This window comes from Mesorhizobium sp. M1399, assembly GCF_040317735.1.
Taxonomy (GTDB): domain Bacteria; phylum Pseudomonadota; class Alphaproteobacteria; order Rhizobiales; family Rhizobiaceae; genus Mesorhizobium.
Window position 1 is genome coordinate 254,789 of sequence record NZ_JAMYKZ010000001.1, and the last position, 22,693, is coordinate 277,481.

24 protein-coding genes are annotated in these 22,693 nt (G+C 62.9%); 11 read left to right on the forward strand and 13 right to left on the reverse strand.

The features are described from left to right. Window positions 1-85 precede the first annotated feature (85 nt). From NKH05_RS01285 to NKH05_RS01310, 6 genes are read left to right on the forward strand one after another with little or no spacing between them, the layout of a single operon-like run. Window positions 86-823, forward strand: a complete 738-nt coding sequence (locus NKH05_RS01285) for a GntR family transcriptional regulator (protein ID WP_084642406.1) — start codon at window positions 86-88, stop codon at window positions 821-823. Further along, window positions 820-1,308 (forward strand): DUF3830 family protein, encoded by a 489-nt coding sequence (locus tag NKH05_RS01290; RefSeq protein WP_352482754.1) that lies wholly within the window; start codon window positions 820-822, stop codon window positions 1,306-1,308. Before NKH05_RS01285 ends, NKH05_RS01290 begins: the two co-directional genes overlap by 4 nt. Then, window positions 1,309-1,662, forward strand: coding sequence for a TIGR04076 family protein (locus tag NKH05_RS01295; protein ID WP_352482752.1), 354 nt, complete (start codon window positions 1,309-1,311; stop codon window positions 1,660-1,662). It begins immediately after the preceding gene. Further along, window positions 1,659-2,714 carry an aldo/keto reductase gene (locus tag NKH05_RS01300; protein WP_353024917.1) on the forward strand — a complete coding sequence of 352 codons (1,056 nt, stop codon included), beginning with the start codon at window positions 1,659-1,661 and terminating at the stop codon, window positions 2,712-2,714. Before NKH05_RS01295 ends, NKH05_RS01300 begins: the two co-directional genes overlap by 4 nt. A gap of 8 nt (window positions 2,715-2,722) precedes the next feature. Beyond that, the gene (locus tag NKH05_RS01305) at window positions 2,723-3,151 is read left to right on the forward strand and encodes a DUF4440 domain-containing protein (protein ID WP_023716686.1); all 429 of its coding nucleotides are present in this window, start codon (window positions 2,723-2,725) and stop codon (window positions 3,149-3,151) included. 48 nt (window positions 3,152-3,199) lie between these two features. Then, window positions 3,200-4,459 carry an ABC transporter substrate-binding protein gene (locus tag NKH05_RS01310; RefSeq protein ID WP_353024919.1) on the forward strand — a complete coding sequence of 420 codons (1,260 nt, stop codon included), beginning with the start codon at window positions 3,200-3,202 and terminating at the stop codon, window positions 4,457-4,459. Window positions 4,460-4,530: 71 nt separating this feature from the next. Here the strand turns inward: NKH05_RS01310 and NKH05_RS01315 are convergent, their stop codons facing one another. The 3 genes from NKH05_RS01315 to NKH05_RS01325 form a co-directional block, all read right to left on the reverse strand. Then, entirely contained in the window at window positions 4,531-5,448 is a 918-nt protein-coding gene (locus tag NKH05_RS01315; RefSeq protein WP_353024920.1) for a sigma-70 family RNA polymerase sigma factor, read from the reverse strand. 22 nt (window positions 5,449-5,470) lie between these two features. Next, window positions 5,471-6,010: a dihydrofolate reductase family protein gene (locus NKH05_RS01320; protein WP_352547478.1), complete on the reverse strand. Its 540-nt coding sequence runs from the start codon at window positions 6,008-6,010 to the stop codon at window positions 5,471-5,473. A gap of 138 nt (window positions 6,011-6,148) precedes the next feature. After that, window positions 6,149-6,688: an Lrp/AsnC family transcriptional regulator gene (locus tag NKH05_RS01325; protein WP_352482745.1), complete on the reverse strand. Its 540-nt coding sequence runs from the start codon at window positions 6,686-6,688 to the stop codon at window positions 6,149-6,151. A gap of 48 nt (window positions 6,689-6,736) precedes the next feature. On the opposite strand from NKH05_RS01325, the gene NKH05_RS01330 reads away from it, so the two are divergent. Beyond that, complete coding sequence (locus tag NKH05_RS01330; protein ID WP_023716690.1) at window positions 6,737-7,918, forward strand: MFS transporter; 1,182 nt, start codon at window positions 6,737-6,739, stop codon at window positions 7,916-7,918. Between the two features lie 49 nt (window positions 7,919-7,967). Then, a complete protein-coding gene (locus NKH05_RS01335) occupies window positions 7,968-8,396 on the forward strand; it encodes a GNAT family N-acetyltransferase (protein WP_353024922.1) in 429 nt (142 codons plus the stop codon). On the opposite strand, the gene NKH05_RS01340 is transcribed toward NKH05_RS01335, so the two are convergent. From NKH05_RS01340 to murA, 9 genes are all read right to left on the reverse strand, one after another. Next, window positions 8,397-9,521, reverse strand: a complete 1,125-nt coding sequence (locus tag NKH05_RS01340; RefSeq protein ID WP_353024923.1) for an anhydro-N-acetylmuramic acid kinase — start codon at window positions 9,519-9,521, stop codon at window positions 8,397-8,399. Window positions 9,522-9,526: 5 nt separating this feature from the next. Next, complete coding sequence (locus tag NKH05_RS01345) at window positions 9,527-10,528, reverse strand: serine hydrolase domain-containing protein (protein WP_352482740.1); 1,002 nt, start codon at window positions 10,526-10,528, stop codon at window positions 9,527-9,529. A gap of 70 nt (window positions 10,529-10,598) precedes the next feature. Then, the gene (locus NKH05_RS01350) at window positions 10,599-12,347 is read right to left on the reverse strand and encodes an ABC transporter ATP-binding protein (protein WP_352493946.1); all 1,749 of its coding nucleotides are present in this window, start codon (window positions 12,345-12,347) and stop codon (window positions 10,599-10,601) included. Further along, complete coding sequence (locus tag NKH05_RS01355) at window positions 12,344-13,183, reverse strand: ABC transporter permease (protein ID WP_023716694.1); 840 nt, start codon at window positions 13,181-13,183, stop codon at window positions 12,344-12,346. The genes NKH05_RS01350 and NKH05_RS01355 overlap by 4 nt, the downstream gene beginning before the upstream one ends. Continuing rightward, entirely contained in the window at window positions 13,183-14,142 is a 960-nt protein-coding gene (locus NKH05_RS01360) for an ABC transporter permease (RefSeq protein ID WP_352482735.1), read from the reverse strand. The genes NKH05_RS01355 and NKH05_RS01360 overlap by 1 nt, the downstream gene beginning before the upstream one ends. 34 nt (window positions 14,143-14,176) lie before the next feature. Beyond that, window positions 14,177-15,697: an ABC transporter substrate-binding protein gene (locus NKH05_RS01365; protein WP_353024924.1), complete on the reverse strand. Its 1,521-nt coding sequence runs from the start codon at window positions 15,695-15,697 to the stop codon at window positions 14,177-14,179. Window positions 15,698-15,796: 99 nt separating this feature from the next. Further along, window positions 15,797-16,702: an N-acetylmuramic acid 6-phosphate etherase gene (gene murQ, locus NKH05_RS01370; RefSeq protein ID WP_502907172.1), complete on the reverse strand. Its 906-nt coding sequence runs from the start codon at window positions 16,700-16,702 to the stop codon at window positions 15,797-15,799. Between the two features lie 186 nt (window positions 16,703-16,888). Continuing rightward, complete coding sequence (locus NKH05_RS01375; protein ID WP_352789794.1) at window positions 16,889-17,779, reverse strand: glucosamine kinase nucleotide-binding domain-containing protein; 891 nt, start codon at window positions 17,777-17,779, stop codon at window positions 16,889-16,891. After that, the gene (murA, locus tag NKH05_RS01380; protein ID WP_352547495.1) at window positions 17,776-19,032 is read right to left on the reverse strand and encodes a UDP-N-acetylglucosamine 1-carboxyvinyltransferase; all 1,257 of its coding nucleotides are present in this window, start codon (window positions 19,030-19,032) and stop codon (window positions 17,776-17,778) included. Before murA ends, NKH05_RS01375 begins: the two co-directional genes overlap by 4 nt. A 216-nt stretch (window positions 19,033-19,248) precedes the next feature. On the opposite strand from murA, the gene NKH05_RS01385 reads away from it, so the two are divergent. Next, entirely contained in the window at window positions 19,249-20,097 is an 849-nt protein-coding gene (locus NKH05_RS01385) for a MurR/RpiR family transcriptional regulator (RefSeq protein WP_023716700.1), read from the forward strand. A gap of 43 nt (window positions 20,098-20,140) precedes the next feature. Here NKH05_RS01385 and NKH05_RS01390 read toward each other — a convergent pair whose 3' ends face one another. Then, window positions 20,141-20,986, reverse strand: coding sequence for a FadR/GntR family transcriptional regulator (locus tag NKH05_RS01390; protein ID WP_245278491.1), 846 nt, complete (start codon window positions 20,984-20,986; stop codon window positions 20,141-20,143). Window positions 20,987-21,007: 21 nt separating this feature from the next. On the opposite strand from NKH05_RS01390, the gene NKH05_RS01395 reads away from it, so the two are divergent. Continuing rightward, window positions 21,008-21,886 carry a fumarylacetoacetate hydrolase family protein gene (locus NKH05_RS01395; RefSeq protein ID WP_023716702.1) on the forward strand — a complete coding sequence of 293 codons (879 nt, stop codon included), beginning with the start codon at window positions 21,008-21,010 and terminating at the stop codon, window positions 21,884-21,886. Continuing rightward, window positions 21,883-22,662 carry an alpha/beta fold hydrolase gene (locus NKH05_RS01400; protein ID WP_353024926.1) on the forward strand — a complete coding sequence of 260 codons (780 nt, stop codon included), beginning with the start codon at window positions 21,883-21,885 and terminating at the stop codon, window positions 22,660-22,662. Before NKH05_RS01395 ends, NKH05_RS01400 begins: the two co-directional genes overlap by 4 nt. Window positions 22,663-22,693 lie beyond the last annotated feature (31 nt).

A 22,693-nucleotide genomic window follows, 5' to 3' on the forward strand; every position in this document is an offset into this window, starting at 1 on the left:
TGTGATCACACTTGCTTTGATCACGCTATTCGGCTTTAATTTCTTCCGCAAGCCGAAAACGGGCCGAATGGCCACCGGGAACGCCATGCAGAAGGCCGCCATCGAACGGAATAACGAAACGATCGCAGCCCAGCTTACGCCGGTCGGCCGCGAAACCGTGCAGGATCGCGTCTATTCGGAGCTGCGCCGTGCCTTGATCGGCGGCCTTTTTGAGCCGAGTCAGGTGCTGACCATCCGTGGCCTCGCCGACGCGCTGATCACCAGTACCATGCCGGTGCGTGAGGCGCTCGGGCGGTTGATCACCGAGAAGGCGCTGGAGGCGCTTCCCAACCGCTCGGTGCGCGTGCCGCCGATCACGCTGGAGCGTATCGACGACCTCTTGCGCGCCCGCTCCCTCATAGAGGGCGAAGCGATAGCACTTGCCGCTACACGCATGAATTCGCGCCAGATAGCCACGGTCGAAGCCATGCTGGGCCAATGGGACGAGATGCGGGCGCTGAAGCACAAGAAGGATATCGACCGCGAGGCGACGCTCAACCAGAGCTTCCACTTCGAGATCTACCGATGCTGTGGCTCCGCCGTGCTGATCCCGATGATCGAGAGCCTGTGGCTGCAATCCGGGCCGTGCATTCGCGTGGCCATTTACGCATTTTCCGATGCCGGTGAAGTCGATACCGCCCACTACCATCGTAGTATCGTCGCAGCGCTTTCCAGGCAGGATGCCCAGGCAGCGCGCGAGGCGCTGGTGGCGGACATCAGCCGGCCCTTCGCCTTCCTGCGCGACAAGCTCCAATCCGCAAGCAAAGAAGGATTGAGGGCATGACGACGCCTGGCATCAGGATCACCGAGCCACGCTCGAAGCTTTCCGTGACCGCGCTGCTGTTGCCTGAAAAGGCGCCCGACAACGCCGCCTTCCTGCTGGCCTATCTCGAGCAGCCGCGCGTCGTTGCCGGCATCCATGCGATGTGGACCGGGCCGGAAATCTCCTGCCCGGTTCCATCAGCCGAACTTGAGGGCCAAACCTATGCCAGGCCCTTGCCGGCGGAGAACGCAACGCTAACGCCGCAGCCGGGTGACATCGTGTTGTCCTACGTGCCGCCGCGCATGTGGGGCGGCAACCCGAATGCCATCTTCGACATCGGCTTGTTTTATGGACCGGGCGCGCGCTTGCTGTTCCCGATCGGCTGGCTTGCCGGAAGCGTCGTCGCGCAGGTGCGTCCCGAAGAGCGCGATCAATTCGCTGCCGCCTGTGGCGCGATCCGCCGCAACGGCGCCTGTGACATCACCTTCACCCGGGTGGAGATCTGAATGGCCGACGACAGTTTCGAACTCTTCGACCTTCGCGTCGAGGCGGTCGTCCCCGAGGGCAAGCCGATCTATTGCGGTGCCAAGGCCGGCGACTATTTCGAGTTGAAGGGCGAGATGCTGTCGATGCCGACGGGGCAGGGCTTCTCGATCTATTCCATTGCGGCAGTGTTGCCGCTTCTGGCCGCAAAGCAACGCCCGACCCACAGGAACGACTGGATGACTTCGGATGCCGAGATCGCCTGTCCAGATCCCAATTGCGCCAGCCGGCTCAGGATCGTCAGGACCGGCAAGCGGTGGTTCAGTCATTCAGAAACCACGGCTGTGCCGCTGCCCAAGGAGACTGACCAGAGATGACCGGCAAGGCGTTCGAGCTCAGCCCCGGCTACACGATCTCGCGCGTCATTCGTGGCGGCTGGCAGCTTGCCGGCGGGCACGGCGCGATCGACCGCCAACAGGCGGTAACCGACCTGATCGCCACGTTCGACGCCGGCATCGGGACCTATGACTGTGCCGACATCTATACCGGCGTCGAGGAACTGATCGGTGCCGCGCGCCTGCGGCTTGCCAATGAGCGCGGCCTCGACGCCGCCGCCAAGATGAAGGTGCACACCAAGCTGGTGCCTGACCTCGAAAGGCTTTCCAGCATCAGCCGCGACTACATCAGCAGCATCGTCGACCAGTCGCTGCGGCGGCTGAAGACCGAGCGGCTCGATCTCGTTCAGTTCCATTGGTGGGACTATGCGCTGCCGGGCTACGTCGATGCGATGGGCTGGCTCAACGACCTGCGTCTCCGAGGCAAGGTGCGCAACATCGGCACCACCAATTTCGACACGCCGCGGCTGGCCGAGATCCTGGCCGCCGGCGTGCCGCTGGTCAGCCAACAGCTGCAATACTCGGTACTCGACCAGCGGCCGGCCAACAGCCTTGCGGCGCTCGCCAGCCAGCACGGCGTCAGTTTCCTCTGCTACGGTTCGGTGGCGGGCGGCTTCCTCAGCGAAAAATGGCTAGGCGTTGCCGAGCCACAAACGCCACTCGAAAACCGGTCGCTGGTCAAATACAAGCTGATCATCGACGACTTTGGCGGTTGGGAGCTTTTCCAGGAGTTGCTTCGCACACTGAAGGCCGTCGCCGACCACCACGGCGTCGACATCGCCACCATCGCCAGCGCCTGGGTGCTGGAGCAGCCGCAAGTGGCGGCCGTCATCGTCGGCGCCCGCAACCAGGCGCACGCCCTTGCCAATGCCAGAATCATGGACATCGCGCTCGATGCCGACGACCGGGCGAGGATCGCTGCCGTGATCGCGCAAAGCCGTGGGCCGCTGGACGACGTCTACACATTGGAACGCGACCGTCACGGCCGCCACGGCTCGATCATGCATTACAATTTGAATGCAGGCAGGAAATGAGCGCGGCCATGGACGAGAAGCCCTCCTTGCTTTCCCGCGCCAGTGCCGAAGTGGTCGATCTCCACCGCTTCTTCGTCGACTGGTTCAATGCGGCGAGTGCGGACAATGCAGATTTCAGCCGCTTCGAACGCGTCATGGGCGAAGGCTTCTGCATGGTTGCGCCGGACGGTCAGGTCCTCGATCGTGACGCGGTGCTCGACCATGTCAGGGCAAGCCGCGCCACCTCTGATGGCGATTTCAGTATCTCGATCGAGGATATCCGGGCCGGCTGGCAGTCAGACGACACGATCGTCGTCTGTTACATCGAAGCACAGCAGCGCGGGGGCAAGCACAGCCGCCGCCGCTCGAGTGCGGTCTTCACCACCAGCTCATCGGCGCCCAACGGCGTCGAATGGCGACATCTGCATGAAACCTGGCTGCAGATGCCGGAAGACTGAACAGGCTCAAGGCGTCAATGAGAGTCGTGTAACGAAAGGGGAACAACAATGAAAAAGACCATACTTCAGATCACCACTGCGCTGGCTCTGGTGACAGCGGCCGGTGCAGCGCAGGCCGCGGATTGCAAGATCACGGTCGGCCTCGTCTTGGAACTGACCGGTCCCGCCGGCGAATACGGCCAGGCCGGCGCAAAATCGGTCGAAATGGCCTTCCGCGATATCAACGAGGCGGGCGGCGTGCGCGGCTGCGACCTAGCAACCGACACCCGCGACAGCCAGAGCCAAGGCAACATCGCGGTCGATGCCGCGACACAACTCGTGCAGGTCAAGAAGGTGCCGGTGATCATCGGCGGCATCATTTCCTCGGTGTCGATCCCGATCCTGACCTCGGTCACCGCTCCGGCCAAGATCGTCCAGGTGTCGCCTGCTTCCTCGTCGCCGACGCTGACGGCGCTTGGGCGCGACGGCAAGACCAACGGCATCTTCTTCCGCACCATCACATCTGATGCGCTGCAGGGTGTCGCTGCCGCCAAATACGCCATCGACAAGGGTTTCAAGAAGCTGTCGGTCATCCACGTCAACAACGACTTCGGCGTTAACATGGTGGCGGAATTCTCACGCGCCTATAAGGCGCTCGGCGGCACCATCGTCTCCGACACGCCCTACAATGAAAAGCAGTCGAGCTATGCCTCGGAAGTGACCGCGGCGATGGCCGGCGAACCGGACGGGCTTTATCTCGTCAGCACGCCTGTCGACGGCGCGACCATCGCCCGCACCTGGATTTCGCAGGGCGGTGTCCAGAAGTTCCTGCTCAATGACGGCATGAACAGCCCGGACTTCATCGAATCCGTTGGCGCGGATTACCTGAAGGATGCGTACGGCACTTCCTCCGGCACCAGCCCGACCGCATCGACCGAGTATTTCACCAAAAACTACAAGGAATTTTCGGGCATCGAACCCTCGAACCCGGCGGCCGATCGATCCTATGATGCCGGCGCCATCGTCGGCTTGGCCATCGCCATTGCCGGCTCTGAGGATCCGGCCAAGATCAAGGACGCGATGTACAAGGCGGTCGACCCGGCCGGCACGCCGATCTATGCCGGCAAGGACGAGTTCGCCAAGGCGCTCGGCCTGATCAAGGAGGGCAAGCCGATCCGCTACGAAGGCGTCATCGGTCCGGTCGCCTTCGATAAGTATGGCGACATCACCGGCCCGTTCCGGCTCTGGAAGATCGTCGACGGCAAGGTGACGACCGACGGCGAAATGACGACGGATGACGTCAACGCCTTGCAGGCGAAACTTCAGTAAGCGCCTATGCCCCGTCCGGCATCGATCCCATTTTGAGGTCGATGCCGGACACTTGCAGGTCCTGCTGCCGGTTAGGCCGGCCCGGAAACGACCACCGCACCAGCGGCCGGCATGATCCAGGGGCAGGCATAGTAATCGGTGACGCGATTTATGATCCCGCCAGCGGCTTCGATCCGAACCGGATGGGCCGGCTTCCAACCGTCTTCGCCATGGTGAAGCACGAGCAGCACCGCCTCGCTATCGATTATGCCAATCGCCATTTTCCAGGTCGTCGAGGCTCTTTCGTATTCAACGAAGTAAGGTGAGTCCGATAGCCTTCCCTTGAAGCAATCCGCGACTTGCAATTGGGCATCCGCGCTGGTCAGCGCCCGTACCCCGTCCCAGTCGCGGCGATTGAACAGTTCGACATAGCGGCTGAGCAATTCCAGAAGTTCCGGATCGCGCTGGGGCTCCGAACGGACGATTGGCTCGCCTGACAAGGCGGCCAATTTGGAGCGGCCACGGCTCAACGCGGCCTTGACGCCACCCACGGTCGAGCCGACGAGATCGGCGATCTCTTCCAGCGAATAGTCGAAGACATCCTTGAGCAGGACGCAGGCGCGTTCCTTGGGCGGCAGGTGGATAACCAGCCGTTCGATCGCGCGATCCGCGCCGTTGCCCACCGGCTCGACCGGCAGGATGATCTCGTCTTCGACGAAATTGGCCTCCGCATGCTGACGCACCTGCCGGCTTCGCAGGAAATCGATGCAGCGATTATGTGCAATGCGAAACAGCCAGGGGCGAAGAGCACTCGCATCGTCCAGCTTCTCGATCTTCCGATAGGCCTCGAACAGCGCCTCTTGCATCACGTCTTCGGCGTCGAGCGTCGAACCGGTCATGCGTGCACAGTAGCGGTGCAGCCGCCCACGCAAATGCGCGACTGTCTCCAGGAAGCCGGCGTAGCGGACGTCGAAAAGCCCGGTCGGGTCAAGTCTTGGCTGCATCTTCATGGGCATTCAATTCGGCGGCGGATCACAGCGGGACATAGGTCAGCGTAATGACGCCGTTCTTGAAACGGTGCGTATCTATAAGCTCCAGCTTGACCAGGGATGGGTCGACATCCTGGAAAGCGCGTTTGCCATGCCCGACGCGGGTCGGCACGATCGAGAGTTGATACTCGTCGACAAGCCTGTTGGCGAGCAGCGTCTGGTCGAGATTGCTCACTCCATACTTCAGTATGTTGCCGCCGGCCTGTTGCTTGATCCTGGCAATTTCGGCAGCGACGTCGCCTTCGATCAGCGATGCGTTCCAGCTCACCTCCTTGAGGCCGCGCGACGCAACGAGCTTCTTCAGTCCGTTCATGCGGTCCATGTACTTGCTGCCTTTGACCTGCGGCCAGCGCGCCGAAAACATTTCATAGGTGATGCGGCCGAGCAGGAAAAAATCGGCCTCGCCGGCCTTTTCATAGGAGTGCTCCTTCATCTCCTCGTCGAAGAAGGGCGAGGCCCATTCCATTGGCGCTTCGATGACGCCGTCCAGCGAAATGAAGCTGCCCACGATCAATTTTCTCATCGCATATCTCCGGTTGCGCACAGGCGTCCCGTGAGACCCAAGAACCGGCGAAAACGAAACGGCCCGATGGATAACCACAGGATGCAGTCTCTAGGACGTTCCCGGTTCGACTTTGGATACGCGTGAGGATCGTTTGAGTTAATAGAGCGGCTTGGCCATGTGCCGGGGCGTCGGCCACTCCGTCGTAATCCCCGGCTGCACTGGCCGCTCCAGATAGGTCGATAGCACCACGTAACTTCGCGTCGAGGTGACGCCGGGTGTTTCGTAGAGGCGCGACAGCAGGCCTTCGAGCGCCCGCGTGTCCTCGGTGCGGACCTTGATCAGCATGCATGTGTCGCCGGCCACCGAATGGATCTCCTCGACTTCGGGATGTTCGGAAATCGCCATCAGCTCCGGCGTCTTTCCCCACCCCTTGGTATCGATATGGACGAAGGCGAGCAGCGGCTTGTGTACCGCCTTGGGATCGATGATGGCCGCGGTGTTGCGGATGGCGCCACTCCGCCGCAGGCGCTTGACGCGTTCATGGACTGCCGGCGGCGAAAGGCCGACGCGGTCGCCGAGCTCGGCATAGCTGATCGTCGCGTCGTCGACCAGGACGCCTAATATTTTTCGGTCGATTGCATCGATATCGCGGGCGGCAGGCCTGTTCTGCGGAATGCCATCTGTTTCTTCATCCATATTAAAATTCCCGATTGATGCAGAATTTAATACGGCCATTATTGCCATATGTCGAACAGTGATCAAGTCGCCACATTCGCAGCGGCCCCCAAGCCGCCAATCCCGGCACTCGCTTACCTGCTGACCGGGTGCATTGCCGTGATCGGCTCGAACTCGCTTGTGCTCGGTCCGATTGCACCGGCGGTGGCCGCGTCGTTCGGCACAAGCGTGCCGGCGGTCATGATCGCGTCCGCCGCGTTCGGGCTCGGTACGTCGGCAAGCGCCTTGTTCCTAGCGCGCTACATCGACCGGCTCGGCGCCCGCCGCATGCTGCAGGGAGCGTTGCTGCTGCTGGCAATAGCGCTCGTCGCCAGCGCTGCGGCGCCGACGGTGACGGCGCTGGTCGCGGCCCAGCTTCTCGCCGGCATTGCTGCGGGTGTCGCCATGCCGGCAATCTATGCCAGCTCCGCCGCGATTGCGCCGCCCGGTCGTGAAAGCGGGACCATCGGCGTCGTGCTGACCGGCTGGACGCTGAGCATGGTCGCCGGCGTTTCGCTGTCGGCCGTACTTGCCGACCTGGTGCATTGGCGCGCCGTGTTCGCGGCGGTCGCGGTGCTCGCAACACTCGCATTGGCCAGCCTCACGTTGACGTTGCTCAGCGACGTCAGGAAGAGCGGTCCGGCACCGACGCCGCTGGGCGCCTTGGGTGTTCCCGGCATAGTGCCGCTTCTGGTCGCCTGCGCCGCCTTCATGACGGCGTTTTATGGCGTCTATGGCTATCTCGGCGATCACCTTCACAACGGCCTGGGACGGCCGGTCAGTGCCAACGGGCTGGCCGCGCTCGCCTATGGCGCCGGCTTTGGCACGGCGGCACTTCTTGACGGCGTCATCGATCGTCTGGGCGCGCGGCGGGTCATGCCGTTTGCCTATCTGCTCGTCGCGCTCGTCTATGTCGCGATTGCTGCGGCAAGTGGCAGCTTCGGCCTGACCATAGCGATGATAGCCGTCTGGGGCCTTGCCAATCATTTCGGGCTGAACGTCCTGGTGATGCGCCTATCGGCGCTCGACCCTGCGCGCCGCGGCACGATCATGGGTTTGAACAGCGCGGTGACCTATCTCGCGGTGTTCGTCGGCACCACGGCGTTCGGGCCGCTTTATTCCACGTTCGGGTTTGCGGCATCGGCGGTGGTTGCAGCCTTGCTCATGCTGATCGCTGCTGCGGCAGCGGCGTGGCGTTCGCCGAAGCTATAGCGCAGCAAGGCTTGCGTCTCGGCCCGGTCCTTCGATAGATGCTCGTTGGATGTACAATACAACGCTTGAGACAACCGCCAATCCCTTGCCGCACGAGCTGGCTTTTCTTGGAGAGCGGCTTGCGGCGTTCAACGACAGCGATGTCGGCGCCTCCGGCAGGAAGACATTGGCCGTGTTCGTGCGCGATGAGCACGGCGCGATTGTCGCCGGCATCTCGGGATACACCGCCTGGGGCTGGCTCTATGTGCAATGGCTCTGGGTCGATGAAAAGCTGCGCGGCCAGCGCATGGCCGGCCGGATGCTCGAGGCAGCCGAGAGGGAGGCGATGGCGCGCGGCTGTCACGGCGCCTGGATCGACACGTTCAATCCCAAGGCCGCCAAGGCCTATGAGCGCCAAGGTTATCGACCGTTCGGTGCGCTCGCCGACTTTCCCATTGGCCGAAGCCGTATCTTCCTGCAGAAGAAATTGGTGGCTTAACTAGCCGGCAAGGCGTCCGCCGCACATCGGCTGTGGCACGCCGGTCGTGCTGGGGAAGCTGATCGGCAAGCCCCTAAGCACGCGCACAGCCAGGAAGGCAAAACACTCCGCCTCCACCGCGTCGCCCTTCCAGCCAAGCGCCTCCGCCGGCACGGCTTCGACGCCGGCGCGGCTGGCAAGCATGGCCATGATCGTTGGGTTGTGGCGACCGCCACCGCTGACCACCAGCCGCTTCGGCCGGCGCGGCAGAAGATCGAGCGCCTTGCCGACCGCGGCCGCGGTGAAGGCCGTCAGCAGGGCAGCGCCATCCTCGGCATTCATCCCTTCCGCCATCGAGGCGCCGAAATCGAAACGGTCCAGCGATTTCGGGTATGGCTTGGTCAAGTACGGGTGCTGCAGGAGCTTGGCCAACCGTGCCTCATCGACCGTCCCGACGCGAGCCAGCGCGCCGTCGCGGTCCATTTCGCCAAGCCCCTTCGACTTGATGAAGTCGTTCAGCGGCGCGTTGGCGGGTCCGGTATCGAAAGCGATGACATTGTCCTTGCCGTCCCACCAGGTGATGTTGGCGACGCCGCCGAGATTGAGCACCGCCGTGTCGCCGCTGGCGTCGGCTTCGCGCAGCAGCGCGGCGTGATAGGCCGCCGACAGCGGCGCGCCCTGGCCGCCGGCGCGCATGTCGGCCGAGCGGAAGTCATAGGCGACCTTGGTGCCCAGCATGGCATGCATCAGCTCGCCATCACCGAGCTGGCGACTCTGGCCCAGTCGGCCTACTTGCGGGGCACGGTGCAGCACGGTCTGGCCATGAAAGCCGACGACGCCGATGTCGGCCATGGTCAGGCCGTGGCTTTCGACAAGATCCTTGACCGCCGCAGACTGGGCGCGCGTCAGCGCCTCCTCTGCCTCGTGGAAGATTGCCGGTTCCGGCCCGGTGAAATTCCAGTTCCTTGCCTGCCTAAGCGTCTCTTCCAGCAAGGTCCGGATCGACTGCGGGTAGGGGGCCAGCGTGTAGGTGCCGAAATCCGCGATCCGCTCGCCGTCGGTCTTGATCAGCGCGACGTCGATATTGCCGTCCAGCACGGTGCCGGTCATCAAGCCGACGGCCCACATTGGTTCGCCATTTTTCATGATTGTCAGGCTCCGTTGACGAGATCGCCGACCGCTTGGCGAAGCGCTGCGATCCCGCTGTTGAAATGACGTGTCGGATGGATCCGGTTGGTGAGCAAGGTCCACGCTCTGCTTTTGTCGAAGTCGACCCAAAGCCCGGTGCCGGTGAAGCCGGTATGCCCGATGGTTTCGGGGCTGCACAGCCGGCCGCCGGACCAGCCTTCGTAGGGTCGCTCCCAGCCATGGGTGCGGGTTGCCGACAAGGGCGTGCGCATCAGCGCTATCGAACGCTGCGACGCGCCGGTCCCGTCCAGCAGCCCTCGCGCAAAGTCGAGGACCGAAGCTGCCGTTCCGAACAGCCCGGCGTGACCGGCCCCTTGCAATGCCGAGCAATTGTCGTCGTGGACCTCGCCTGACAGCACGCGATGGCGCCATGTGCAATCTTCTGTGGCCGCCGCTTGACCCGGTTCGGCGGAGAACGCGAAGCCCGGACCGGGATCCATGTCGCGAATGGTCTTGCCGGACAGGCGCTCCAGGACGAAGCCGAGCAGAATGAAGTTGATATCGGAATAGACCGGCTCCCCGACCTGCCACTCGCGCTGCAAGACAAAGGCGCGCAACAGCTCGGGGTCACGCCCATAGGTGTAGATCGGCGCGACGGCGGGAAACGGTGTCTGATGGCCGAGGCACTGGCGAAACGTCACCGTCCGCTCCCAGGCCTTTTCGTCATATTGGCGAAGATCGGTCAGGACCGAAATCAGCGGCGCGTCGAGGTCGATGACCCCCTCTTCCGCCAGCGCCAAAATGCGCGGTGTGGTGAAGATGATTTTTGTCAGGGATGCCAGATCGAACCATGTCCCGACATGCATCGGCCTTATCTTCGGCACGACTTGGGCTGAGCCGATTGCCCGGACGATGCGTTCGCCGTCCCGGTCGACCATGCCGAGCACGCCGCCCGGAATGCGCGCCGCAGCCACTGCCGCTTCGAGAGGGGCGAATGCGCGGGAGAAGAGATCGGGATCGATCAATTGCGGCGTCCGTCTGAAAGGCAGCGAGGGAGCTGTCCGTCTGCCTCTGCATGCTTTCGGGCGACAATCATCACACTTCCACCCGTACTCTATGATCCGGCCCGAACTGCTGCCATTTTGCCGGGCCCGGCTCAAATCCCAGCGGACGCACGAGCGAGGGAACCTGGCGCGTGTCCAGCTCGAAACGTTCATGCCGCCGGTCTATGGTGGGAACGGCCGCGATAAGCTGTTTGGTATAGGAGTGCTTCGGCTCCGAGAGCACCAATCTGGCATCGCCGATCTCGACGATCTGGCCGGCATAGATGACCGCGATGCGATGGGCGATCCGCTCGACCACAGCCATGTCATGCGAGATGAACAGATAGGCCAGCCCGAATTCACTCTGCAGCTCGATCAAAAGCTCCAGCACTCTGGCCTGCACCGATACGTCGAGCGCCGAAACCGCTTCGTCGAGGACGACAACGGAGGGATTGAGCATCAGCGCACGGGCAATGCACAGCCGTTGGCGTTGGCCGCCGGAGAATTCGTGCGGATAACGCTGCAGGCTGTTTTCCGGCAGGCCGACGCGGTTCAGCAGCGCGGCCATTTTCGCTCGCGTCTCAGCAGTTATCCGCCCGCCCGTGGCGATCACCGGTTCCGCAAGAATGCTTTCGATGGCGAGCCTGGGATTAAGCGAGCCATAGGGATTCTGGAACACCATCTGCACGGGAAGGGCGCTCTGCCCGGCGGCGGCCTTGCGCGTGCTGGCCAAGATTGTGCCGCGCGTCGAGCGCACCAGCCCCAGAATCGCACGGGCGGCGGTGGATTTTCCGGAACCGCTCTCGCCGACGACGGCCAATGTTTCGCCCGGCATCAAGTCGAAATCCACACCGTCCACCGCATGCACGGCACCGCTGGCGCGGCTGAAAAAGCCACCCTTGACGGGAAATCGCACCACGAGGCCATCGACCTTCAGCGCCGGCTCGGTAGCTTTTTGCTTTTCGCGTTGCATGTCTTTGCGTGTCGCACTGCCGCCGGCGAAATGCGGCACCGCATGAAGCAGATGCCGCGTATAGGGATGCTGCGGATCGTCCAATATCTGGTTCAGCGCGCCTTGCTCGACAGCTTCTCCGCTTTGCATCACCATCACCTTGTCGGCGATACCTGCAACCAAGCCGATATCGTGGGTGATGAAGATCATCGACATCCCGGTTTCCTGCTTCAACTCGGCGAGCAACGCCATGATCTGCGCCTGCACCGTAACATCCAGCGCCGTCGTTGGCTCGTCGGCAATGAGCAGGCGCGGGTTGCAGGCGAGCGCCATGGCGATCATCACCCGCTGCAGCATGCCGCCCGAAAGCTGGTTGGGCGTGTATTTCAGCCGCCGTGCTGCGTCGGGAATGCGCACACGGTCGAGCGCGTCCTTGGCCGCCGCCGTCGCTTGCCGGCCGGTCAGGCCGCGATGCAGGCGAAACGACTCCTCGATCTGCCTGCCGATGGTCAGCACCGGATTGAGCGAGGTCATCGGCTCCTGGAAGATCATGCCGATTTCGCCGCCGCGGATCTTCGTCAGCTGCGGCTCGGCCGCGGCGGTCAGGTCGAACATGCTGCCGTCGGCCCGCTTCAGCTTGATCGAGCCCGCGGTGATGCGGCCGCCGCCATAATCGACAAGGCGATTGATCGAGAGCGCCGTCACCGATTTGCCCGAGCCGCTTTCGCCGACGATGGCCAGCGTTTCGCCGTCAGCGAGATCGAAGCTGACGCCGCGCACGACCTCATTGGCTGACGGCTTTCGGCCGAAGCCGACGCGCAAACCGCTGACGGACAGCAGCGGGATCATGCGATCGATCTCCGCGTCTTCGGGTCGAGCACATCGCGCAACGCATCGCCGAGCAGGTTGAAACCGAGGATGCTGATCATGATCGCCACCCCCGGGAAGATCATCAACCAGGGAGCTGTCTCCATCAGGTTGCGGCTGTCGCTCAGCATCAGGCCGAGCGACGCGGCGGGCGGCTGCGTGCCGAGCCCGAGGAAGCTCAAGCCGGCTTCGGTGAGCAGTGCCCAGGCCAGCGCCAGCGTCACCTGAACGGTCAACGGCGCGACCAGATTGAGCAGCAGATGCCGTGTCACGATGTAGCTCGAGCTGCTGCCGAACGTGCGGGCCGCGTCGACGAACTCACGCGCCTTGAGCGACAGAGCCGGGCCGCGCACCACGCGCGTGAAGATCGGCGTGTAGACGATGGCAATGGCGACGACACTGGTCCAGGTTCCCGGTCCCGCAACCGCGACGATCAGCAGCGCCAGCAGGATCGCCGGGAATGCCAGCAGCACATCCATGATGCGCATCACCAGGCCGTCCCAGCGGCGCCCGAACCAGGCTGCCGCCAGCCCGAGCACGGTGCCGGCCAGTGTCGCGAAGGCGACCGAAAAGAAGGCCACGAGGAAGGACTGGCCGATCCCGGTCATCAGCCGGCTTGCGACATCGCGGCCGAACAGGTCCGTGCCCATCCAGTAAGTGCTGTCAGGCGCATGCAGCCGCTCGACCCGGTGCTGCGTCAGCGGATTGTCCGGCGTCAGCCCCAGCATGCCAAGTACGGCAAGCAGCAGATAAAGCGCAACGATGGCACCGCCGATGCGGCCGCTGGTGTGCGCAAGTATGGCCCGCAATGTCGCCATCAGTGCTCGCTTAGCCGAATACGCGGGTCGAGCGCGACATAGGCGAGGTCGACGAGGAGATTGACGATCATGAAGTTGAAGGCGATGAACAGCACGCTTCCCTGCACCAGCGCATAGTCGCGCTGCAGGATGGCGTCCAGCACCATGCGGCCGAGACCGGGCAGCGCATAGATCTGCTCGACGATGACTGCCCCGCCCAGGAGATAGCCGAACTCTATGCCGCTCAGCGTCACGACCGGGATGAGCGCATTGGGCAAAGCATGCCGCCAGATGACGCCGCGCGCCGAGACGCCCTTGCTGCGCGCGGTCCTGACGTAATCGTCGCTCAGCACGTCGAGCATCGCCGAACGCGATATACGGGTGACCGACGCCGCGAAGGCGAAACCGAGCGTGACGGCCGGCAGCAACAGCTGGCTGAGATTGCGCAGCGGATCCCGCCACAGCGGCGAAAACTCGCCCATCGCCGGCAAAACGCCAAACCCCGCCGACAGCGTGTAGATGATCAGCAGTGCAAGGACGAAGTTCGGCGTCGATTGTCCGATCATTGCGACAACGCGCACGCCGAGATCGGAAAGCTTCTCATTGTGGGTGGCGGCAAAGATCCCGGCCGGCATGCCGACGACAAGGGCGATGATCATCGACAGCAGCGCAAGCTCCAGCGTCAGCGGGAAGCGTTCGAGAATAACGCCGAGCACCGGCCTGCCATAGGTGGACGAAATGCCGAGATTGCCTTGGAAAAGACCAAGCAGCCAACGCCAGTACTGGATGAACCAGGGCTGGTCGATGCCGAAATAGGCCGCAAGCGCGTCGCGCTGAGGAGGCGTCAGCAGGCCGGCTTCGCTTCCCAGCATCGCCGTGATCGAATCGCCCGGAACCATCCGGATTGCCAGGAACACCACGATGGACACGCCAAGCAGGACGAGAGGGAAGGTCGCCAGTCGCCGCATCAGATAGTTCACGCGAAGAATATCCTCTCGTCCGGCATCGAAGCAGCTACTGGATCGTCACCTTGGCGAGGCTGAACAGCGAACCTGTCGGCACCGGTTCGAATCCCGCGATATTCTTCTGCTGGGCCGTGTAGCTGTAGGACGTGTAGAGCCATATCCAGGGCGACATCTCAGTGATGTGCTTCTCGAAGTCGGCGAAGATCGCTTTGCGCGCCGCCGGGTCGGTCTCGGTGCGGCCCTTCTGCATCAGGCCGTCCAGCGTATCGTCGATATAGTTCGCCACCTTCTGCAGATTGCCGGTCTTGGTCCAGTAGCGATTATACATAGTGTAGGGATCGGCCCTGCCGCCGTTCAGCGCGACGGCCATGTCGAAATCGCCCTTCAGCCATGCATCGACATAGACGTTGAGCTCCATCATTTTGATGTCGAGCTTGACGCCGATTTCGGCGAGCTGCGACTGGATGACCTGGGCTTCCGCCGCTGCTGTCGGCGGCTCGCCGGTGGCGCCGATCACGGTCGCCGAAAAGCCGTCGGCATAGCCGGCTTCAGTCATCAGTTGCTTGGCCTTCTCGACGTCGCGCTTGTAGCAGAACAACTGGTTCGGATCGGTCGCCAGCGCCGGGATGGTCAGCGGGCCGGTGACCTTGCCTTCGCCGAGCGAGGCGGTGTCCAGCACTTCCTGCCGGTCGATGGCGCAGGAGATCGCCTGACGCACCTTGAGTTCGGTCATCGGCTTGCGGGACGGATTGAGCTGCAGCACGTGATAGGCAAGCACCGGCACGCGGTTCAACTGCAGGCTGGCCTCCTTGGGCACCAGCGTGGCGACAAGCGGATCGTTGAGCAGGGCAAAATCGATCTGCTTGGTGCGCATCGCCGCCAGGATCGCCGTCTCGTCCGGCAGCACGCTGATCTCGATGCCGTCGACACCGGTCGCGCCGCCCGCCCAATCCTTGTTGGCGACAAGCACTTCCTTGGAATTCGGATCCCACTTTTCGAGCTTGAACGGACCCGAGCCGACCGTCGTCGTGCCGATCGAGCCGGCCTTGATTTCGCTTGCCGGGACGATCGCGGCATTGACGTCGCTCATCGCCGTCAGGATCGGCACATCCGGCTGCGAGAGATGGAACACAACGGTGGCTGGATCGGGTGTGTCGATGCTGGCGATCGAAAGAAAGTTGGCGCGGGCGGCCGCACCGGTCTTCTCGTCGAGTATGCGCTCGAAGGATGCCTTGACGTCGGCCGAGGTCACGGCGGCGCCGTTCTGGAATTTTGCTTTCGGATTGAGCCTGAAGCTCAGCTCCTTGCCGTCCGCCGAGAACTGCCAGGAGTCGGCAATCGCGGGCGTGATCTGCAGATTGGCGTCGAGCCGTACCAGCGGTTCATAGATCAGCTCCAGCAACCGCAGCGAGGAGAATGCCGTCTGCTTGTGCGGATCAAGACCGGTGGCGTCCTGCGACCAGGCCATGTGCAGCGTCGCCGCACTCGCCTGCACCGGTGCCGCGGCAATGGCCAGCATTGCCGCAAGCGTCATCCCGGAAAGCAGTTTCTTGCCAATGTGCCGTACCATTGTCGTCTCCCATTATTGTTAAACCTGATGCCTTGCAGTTCCCCGGACCGCTTCAAAGGGACACACGCCCCGGAACATCGGCCCAGCATCCATGCGGTCTTACACCGTCTTTTCGCCTATCGCCTTGCGCAGGAAACCTCCCGCATTGGCAAGCGCCTTACGTGCTTCTTCGACGCCCATGCCGGTGATCGTCACCAGGATTGCCAGTTTTACGTCATTGCCGGTCTGGTCGAGTGCCTGTCGTGCCTGCTGCGCCGCGCAGCCGGTCGTCTGCATCACGATCCTGACCGCCCTGGCGATCAGCTTCTTGTTGCTTGGATTGAGGTCAACCATCAGGTTCTGATAGCTCTTGCCGATGCGGATCATGCTGGCGGTCGACAGCATGTTGAGCACCAGCTTTTGCGCGGTTCCCGATTTCAGTCGGGTCGAGCCGGTGAGGACCTCCGGTCCAACCACCGGAGAGATGGCAATATCGGCAATTCCGGCAATGGTCGATCGCGGATTGCAGGACAGCGCCACGGTGGTGGCTCCCACCTGCTTGGCATAGGTCAAGCCGCTGATGACATAGGGTGTGCGTCCGCTGACAGCGATGCCGACCACCACGTCGCCGGCGGTCAGCTTGATGTCCTGCAGCGCCTTTATTCCCTGCTTCGGATCGTCCTCCGCGCCTTCCGCGGAGTGCACCAGCGCGTCGACGCCGCCGGCGATCAGGCCCATCACCATGTCCTCGGGCACGCCGAAGGTCGGCGGACATTCCGAGGCGTCGAGGACGCCAAGCCGGCCGCTCGTGCCCGCGCCCATATAGACAAGGCGTGCACCTTTCTGGAACGCGCTCACGATCCGGTCCACGGCCGCAGCAATGTCGGGAATGACCTTCTCGACGGCTGCCGCAACGCCTTTGTCCTCGTCATTGATCTTGCGCAGCACCTCGAGGGTCGGCAACAGATCGATGTCTATCGTCTTCGGATTCCGGTCCTCGGAAACCAATCGCTCCAGCTCCGACATCAACCCGTGTTCGACCACTTGCTTGCTTTCAATCTGCTGTGAGCAGGAATGTGATGCGGTGCCAGCCGACGTCCAGTGCCCGCAGCCGGCGACCGGCAACTTGCTTCTGCTTGGTTAACTTTTTAGAATTCGATATTCCTCGTGTCAACGGATTCTAGGAATATAATATTCCTTCAGGCAGGAGCACTATCGCTGACACAGGGATTTCCTAGCCAGGATTATGGCTCCCGAAACCGCATCGCCATCGGCCGGCTTCAGACGTCGGCGGACGTCGGGAGCGAGCCATGGCTCTAGCGGGCTGGACAGACCGCCGAGCAGCGTAACCCGCGGCGCGCCCTTTTCGAACAGCACCCGCACGAACGTGTCGACCTGCTCGGCAGCACCTTGCACGATGCGCCGTCCGGCCGGATCGCCCTGGTCGGCGTGGCGGATCACCATCGGCGCCAAGGCGGCATAGTCGGTCGCGCTGGCGCGGTCCATCCAGGCCACCGCCTCGAACGGATCGTCCCTGAAGCGCTGCATCACCTCGGTCAGCAGCGCCGTCCGCTCATGCCGGCCGTCATGGGCACGCAAGGCAAGCTGCACTGCCTTTAGTCCGAGATCGGCGCCGCTGCCCTCGTCGGAAATCGGAAAACCGTAGCCGCCGACGCGCAGGTCGCGCCCTTCGACAAAGCCGAGCCCGATCGAACCGGTCCCGGCTATGACGATGGCGCCGTCTTGACCCGAATGAGCGCCAAGGCAAGCCGCGACTCCGTCGCTGACGAAGTCGATGCTCGCAAAGCGATGTTCGATGCCACGAAACGCCTCGAGCGCACCCTTGCGGCCGATGCCGGCAAGACCGATGCCGGCGCGGATCCTGGCGATTTCCACCGCCGCGAACCCTGCCTCTTCGATCGCCGCGCCAAAGGCTTTGGCAATCGAGGCCCAGGCCGCCTCTATACCGAGCCGCGTTGTCGCCGGGCCCGACAGGCCTTGCCCGAGCACAGTTCCTGCCTCGTCTTCGATACGCGCCCGGCAGCCGGTTCCGCCGCCATCGACGCCCAGGAAATAATGCGGAGACACCGCGCCGGCACTCATCCACTTATCCGCTCGATCTGGGCGCCACACAGGCGGAGCTTGCGGTCCAGCTGCTCATAGCCACGGTCGAGGTGGTACACCCGGTTGATCGTTGTCTCGCCTTCGGACACCAGCGCCGCCAGCACCAGCGAGACGGAGGCGCGCAGGTCGGTCGCCATCACTTGCGCGCCCTTCAGCTTCTCGCCTCCGCGCACCAGCGCCATGGTGCCTTGCAGCTTGATATTGGCGCCGAGCCGCATCAGTTCGGGCACATGCATGAAACGGTTCTCGAAGATCGTCTCGCGCAACAGCGAAGCGCCCTCGGCACAGCACATTAACGCCATGAACTGCGCCTGAAGATCGGTCGGAAAGCCCGGATAGGGCTCCGTCGTCACGTCGACCGCCTCGAGTGGCCCGTCTCTCGACACGATCAGCCCGCGGTCGCCCGGCCATATTTTCACACCGGCTGCTTCGAGCAGCTGGACGACGGATGCCATGTGCTCGAGCCGCGCGTGGGTCAGCTCGAGCTGACCGCCGGTGATAGCCGCTGCGACGGCATAGGTGCCGGCCTCTATCCGGTCCGGGATGATGTCGTGCGTGGCGGCGCGCCAGTCTGTGCTGCCCGCGATCAGGATGCGGTGCGTGCCGGCGCCCTCGATCCGCGCGCCCATGGCGTTCAGGCAGGCGGCAAGATCGGCCACCTCCGGCTCGCGGGCCGCGTTGAGGATCTCGGTCTCGCCGTGTGCAGTCGTCGCCGCCATCATCGCAGTTTCGGTCGCGCCGACCGACGGCGAGCTCAAAACGATGCGCGCGCCTTTCAGTCCGCCCGGCGCAGACGCGACGATCAGCCCGTTTTCGATGGCAATGTCGGCGCCAAGTGCCGCAAGCGCGGCGACATGCATGTCGACCGGCCGTGCGCCGATCGCGCATCCGCCAGGCAGCGAGACCCGGGCATGGCCGAAGCGGGCAAGCAGCGGACCGAGAACCAGCACCGTCGCGCGCATGCGCCTGACTGTGTCGTAGCTTGTCTCCCTAGAGACGGCAGCACTGGCATCGATTGTGGCGGCATGCGCCGATCTGGTGACTTCAGCCCCATGAAGCCCGACGACGCCAAGCATGTTGTCGACATCGGTCACCTCAGGCAGGTTGGTCAGCTGCAGCGGGTGGGGGCTGAGCAAAGCTGCCGCTATTTGCGGCAAGGCCGCGTTCTTGGCGCCGGAGATCGTCACCGCGCCCTCAAGCCTGTGCCCGCCGACGATCCGCAATCTATCCATGGCTCTGCCCTAATCCAAGGTGTCGGCGAGTCTACGCGCTTGCAGGCGATCTTTCATGTCCGAATTCCCGTGCATGTCCGAATCGTTGGTGTGGGCGAAAGGCCAGGCCGAAACCGCACGGGTCGAGATTTGATAGATCATTCTTGGCTGTCAATCAGGAACGGAATAATTTATTCCTTGGCTTGGCATTGTCGATGACTGGCAACAGGGGAACGCATGTCCGTCCTGAAGAAGATCGAGGCCAAGCTCGAGATCATGGCGCCCGGCGATCGCGAGATCGGGCGGTACATCGTCGACAATCCCGACCAGATGCTGCGCCTGTCGACGGCGGCGCTCGCCGCCGAAATCGGCCGCAGTCAGTCGAGCGTCGTCAAGTTCAGCCAGAAGCTCGGCTATGCCAGCTATCAGGAGCTCAAGCTCGCCGTCAGCGAGGCCAAGTCGCAGGAATGGCACGTGCCGGCCGGCATGATCCACGGTTCGATCGAGGTCGGCGACAGCTATCTGGTCATCTTGCGCAAGCTGATCGGCAGCAAGCTCTTGTCGATGCAACAGACCGTCGCAGCCAACACCGAGCAGGAAATCGGCAAAGCCCTCGAAGCGTTGAACGGGGCGCGCCGCATTCATCTGGCCGGCGTCGGCGCATCCTCGCTCGTGGCGCGCGATTTCTCCTACAAGCTGATGAAGCTCGGCCGCAACGTGCTGCACGACAGCGACAGCCATGTGCAAATGGCCAATGTCTCGACGCTTGGACGAGGCGACGTGCTGTTCGCGCTCTCCTATTCCGGGGCGAGCATCGAAACCCTGCGGATAGCCGAACTGGCTCGCAAACGTGGCACCACCGTGATCGCCGTCACTGGACTTCGCGACAATCCGCTGAGCCGCGTTGCCGACATTCGCCTCCACACGATCGCCGATGAAGAGCGCGCGCGCTCTTCGTCGATAACCGCGCGCGACGCACAACTGACGCTCACCGACCTGCTGTTCATCCTGCTCGTGCAGAAGCAGCCTGACGCCAACGAATACGTCCACAACAGCGAACTGGCCGTCTCGGTACTGAAGGCTTAGTCGTTGGACGCATCTCACCCGCTCTCCTTGAGCCGCGCGTCTATTAGCGGCCCAGAAGGTTGCGCTCGACTGTCTTGAGATGGGCGAGCATCGCCTGGTTGGCGCTTTCCGGGTCGCGGCGCAGCAATGCGTCCAATATTGTCTGATGCTCGTCGCAATAAACGCGCCTGCGCTCCTCCGAGAATGAGCGCTTTTTCATTTCGAACCACGGCGATTGGTTGCGGATCGTGCGCATGAGATTGTGAATCTCTTTCAGGAAGTCATTGCGGCAGCAGGCGAAGACGCAGTGATGGAACTCGGCGTCCCAATGCTCGAAGTCCGGCATGTCCTCGGCAGCGCATGCGGTCTGATGCGCTTCGCGAACCGCGTTTAGTTCCGCCATGCTGGCATTTGTGGCGGCGAAGGCCGCCGCCGCTGGCTCCAGCAACTGCCTGATCTCCATCATGTCGGCGGGGCTGGTGCCTTCCATCCGCGTGACCGTCGCCGCGATGGAATCGGGATTGGTCGCAGTCAGAAAAGTGCCGCGCCCGACATGCCGGACAACCGTTCCGTCCTCCTCCAGGAAGCCGACGGCACGACGCACCGTATTGCGCGCCACGCCAAACTCGGCCGCAAGGTCGCGCTCGGGCGGCATCCGCCCGTCCTGAAGCCACTCGCCGGCCGAAATCCGTTTTTTCAGCACAGTGGCGATGTCGTTGGCGACGAGCTTGGGCATTTGTTGAGAGCTTTTAATCTGATCCAATGTTGAACCAATACTATCAGCCGGCGCCCTGCCGGTCCAGTACCTGATGAGGTCAAGGCCCGATTTACCGCGACAAGTGACGAAAACCCTCTTGCAGCCTAAACCAATCGGCGATAGCGTGTAACGAAAGAGCTTATATTGGCTCATAAAAGGTTCAGGGAGGAACGAATGAAGGTCGCGACGTTTTCGATTGCAGGCGAACGTCGCGTCGGCGTTGTCGATGTCGACAATCAGTCGGTCGCCCCCTTCGATATCCCTGTTGACCAGGCGCTGTCTGGCGTGCTGGCGCTGTTGCGGCGCAACGGCGCCGGGATGCCGCGCACGCTGTCGCCGGTTCCGCTGGCGCAGGTCGAGCTCGAGGCGCCGATACCTTTGCCTGCCCGCAACATCTTTTGCGTCGGCAAGAATTATTATGAACACGCCCACGAGTTTGCCCGCAGCGGCTTCGATTCGAGCGCCGGTGCCGGCGCCATTCCGCAACATCCGATCATTTTCTCGAAGGTCCCCGAATCGGTCGTTGCAACACATTCGAACGTGCTGATCGACCCTTCCATATCGATTGCGATCGATTATGAGGCGGAACTGGCGGTCATTATCGGCAAGGGCGGACGCGGCATTTCGAAAGCCGAGGCTTACGATCACGTCTGGGGTTATACGATTGTCAACGACGTCACTGCCCGCGACCTGCAGGGAAAATATAGCCAATGGCTAATCGGTAAGTCGCAGGATACGTTTTGCCCGATGGGGCCATGGGCGATCACCAAGGATGAGCTCGACCTGGAAAACGCTTCGGTACGTTGTTTCGTCAATGACGACCTCCGCCAGAATTCCAAAATATCGCTGCTCATCTTCGATATTCCGACGATCATATCGACGCTTTCGCAAGGCATCACCTTGAAGCCGGGCGACATCATCGCCACCGGCACGCCGGTCGGTGTCGGCATCGGCTTTGATCCGCCGAAATATCTCAAAGCCGGCGACATTGTGCGGGTCGAGATCGACGGCATCGGGACGCTGGAGAACCGGATCGTGGAGCGGGTGCAATGACAACTGTCACCGTCGGTCCGATTGTCGCGGAAGTCGCCGGCGAGGGCGAGCCGGTGGTGATGATCCACGGTCTCGGCGGAACCTCGAACATGTTCCAGCCGCAGCTGGAGGCGCTCTCGGCCTACCGGGTCATCCGCCTCGACCTGCCTGGATCCGGCCGCTCGCCGCGGCCGCTCGATCCATTGACGATCGAGCTAATGAGCGACGCCGTCATCCGCGCCATGGCGGGCATGGGCGTCACCCGGGCGCATTTCGTCGGCCACTCCATGGGCACGATCGTCTGTCAGTTGGTCGCAGCGATGCAGCCGTCGCTGGTCAGGTCGCTGGTTTTGTTCGGTGCTCTCGCCGAGCCGGCCGAGGCGACGCGGCAAGGCCTTGCCAACCGGGCGCGATTGGCGCGATCGGGCGGTATCGCCGACATCGCCGACCAGATCGTCACCAATGCGCTGTCGGCACATACCAGGGAAACCTCGCCGGCCGCCGTCGCCTTCGTGCGCGAATCCATCACCAGGCAGGACCCGGAAGCCTATGCCCGCAGCTGCGAAGCTCTGGCCAAGGCGACGGCTGTGGATACGCGCCGGATTTCAGCGCCGACCCTTTTGGTTACCGGCGACGCCGATACGGTCAATCCGATGAGCGTCGGCCAGGCGCTTGCCGACAGGATAAAGGGAGCGATATTCTTGTCTCTCGATCGGTGCGGACATTGGGCCACGGTGGAGTGCCCCCGCGAAAGCAGCCAAAGGCTCGCCGATTTTTTGAGACGCGTTGATAGGTGAGGATCGGAATTCGGGCGTAAAAACAGTGCGC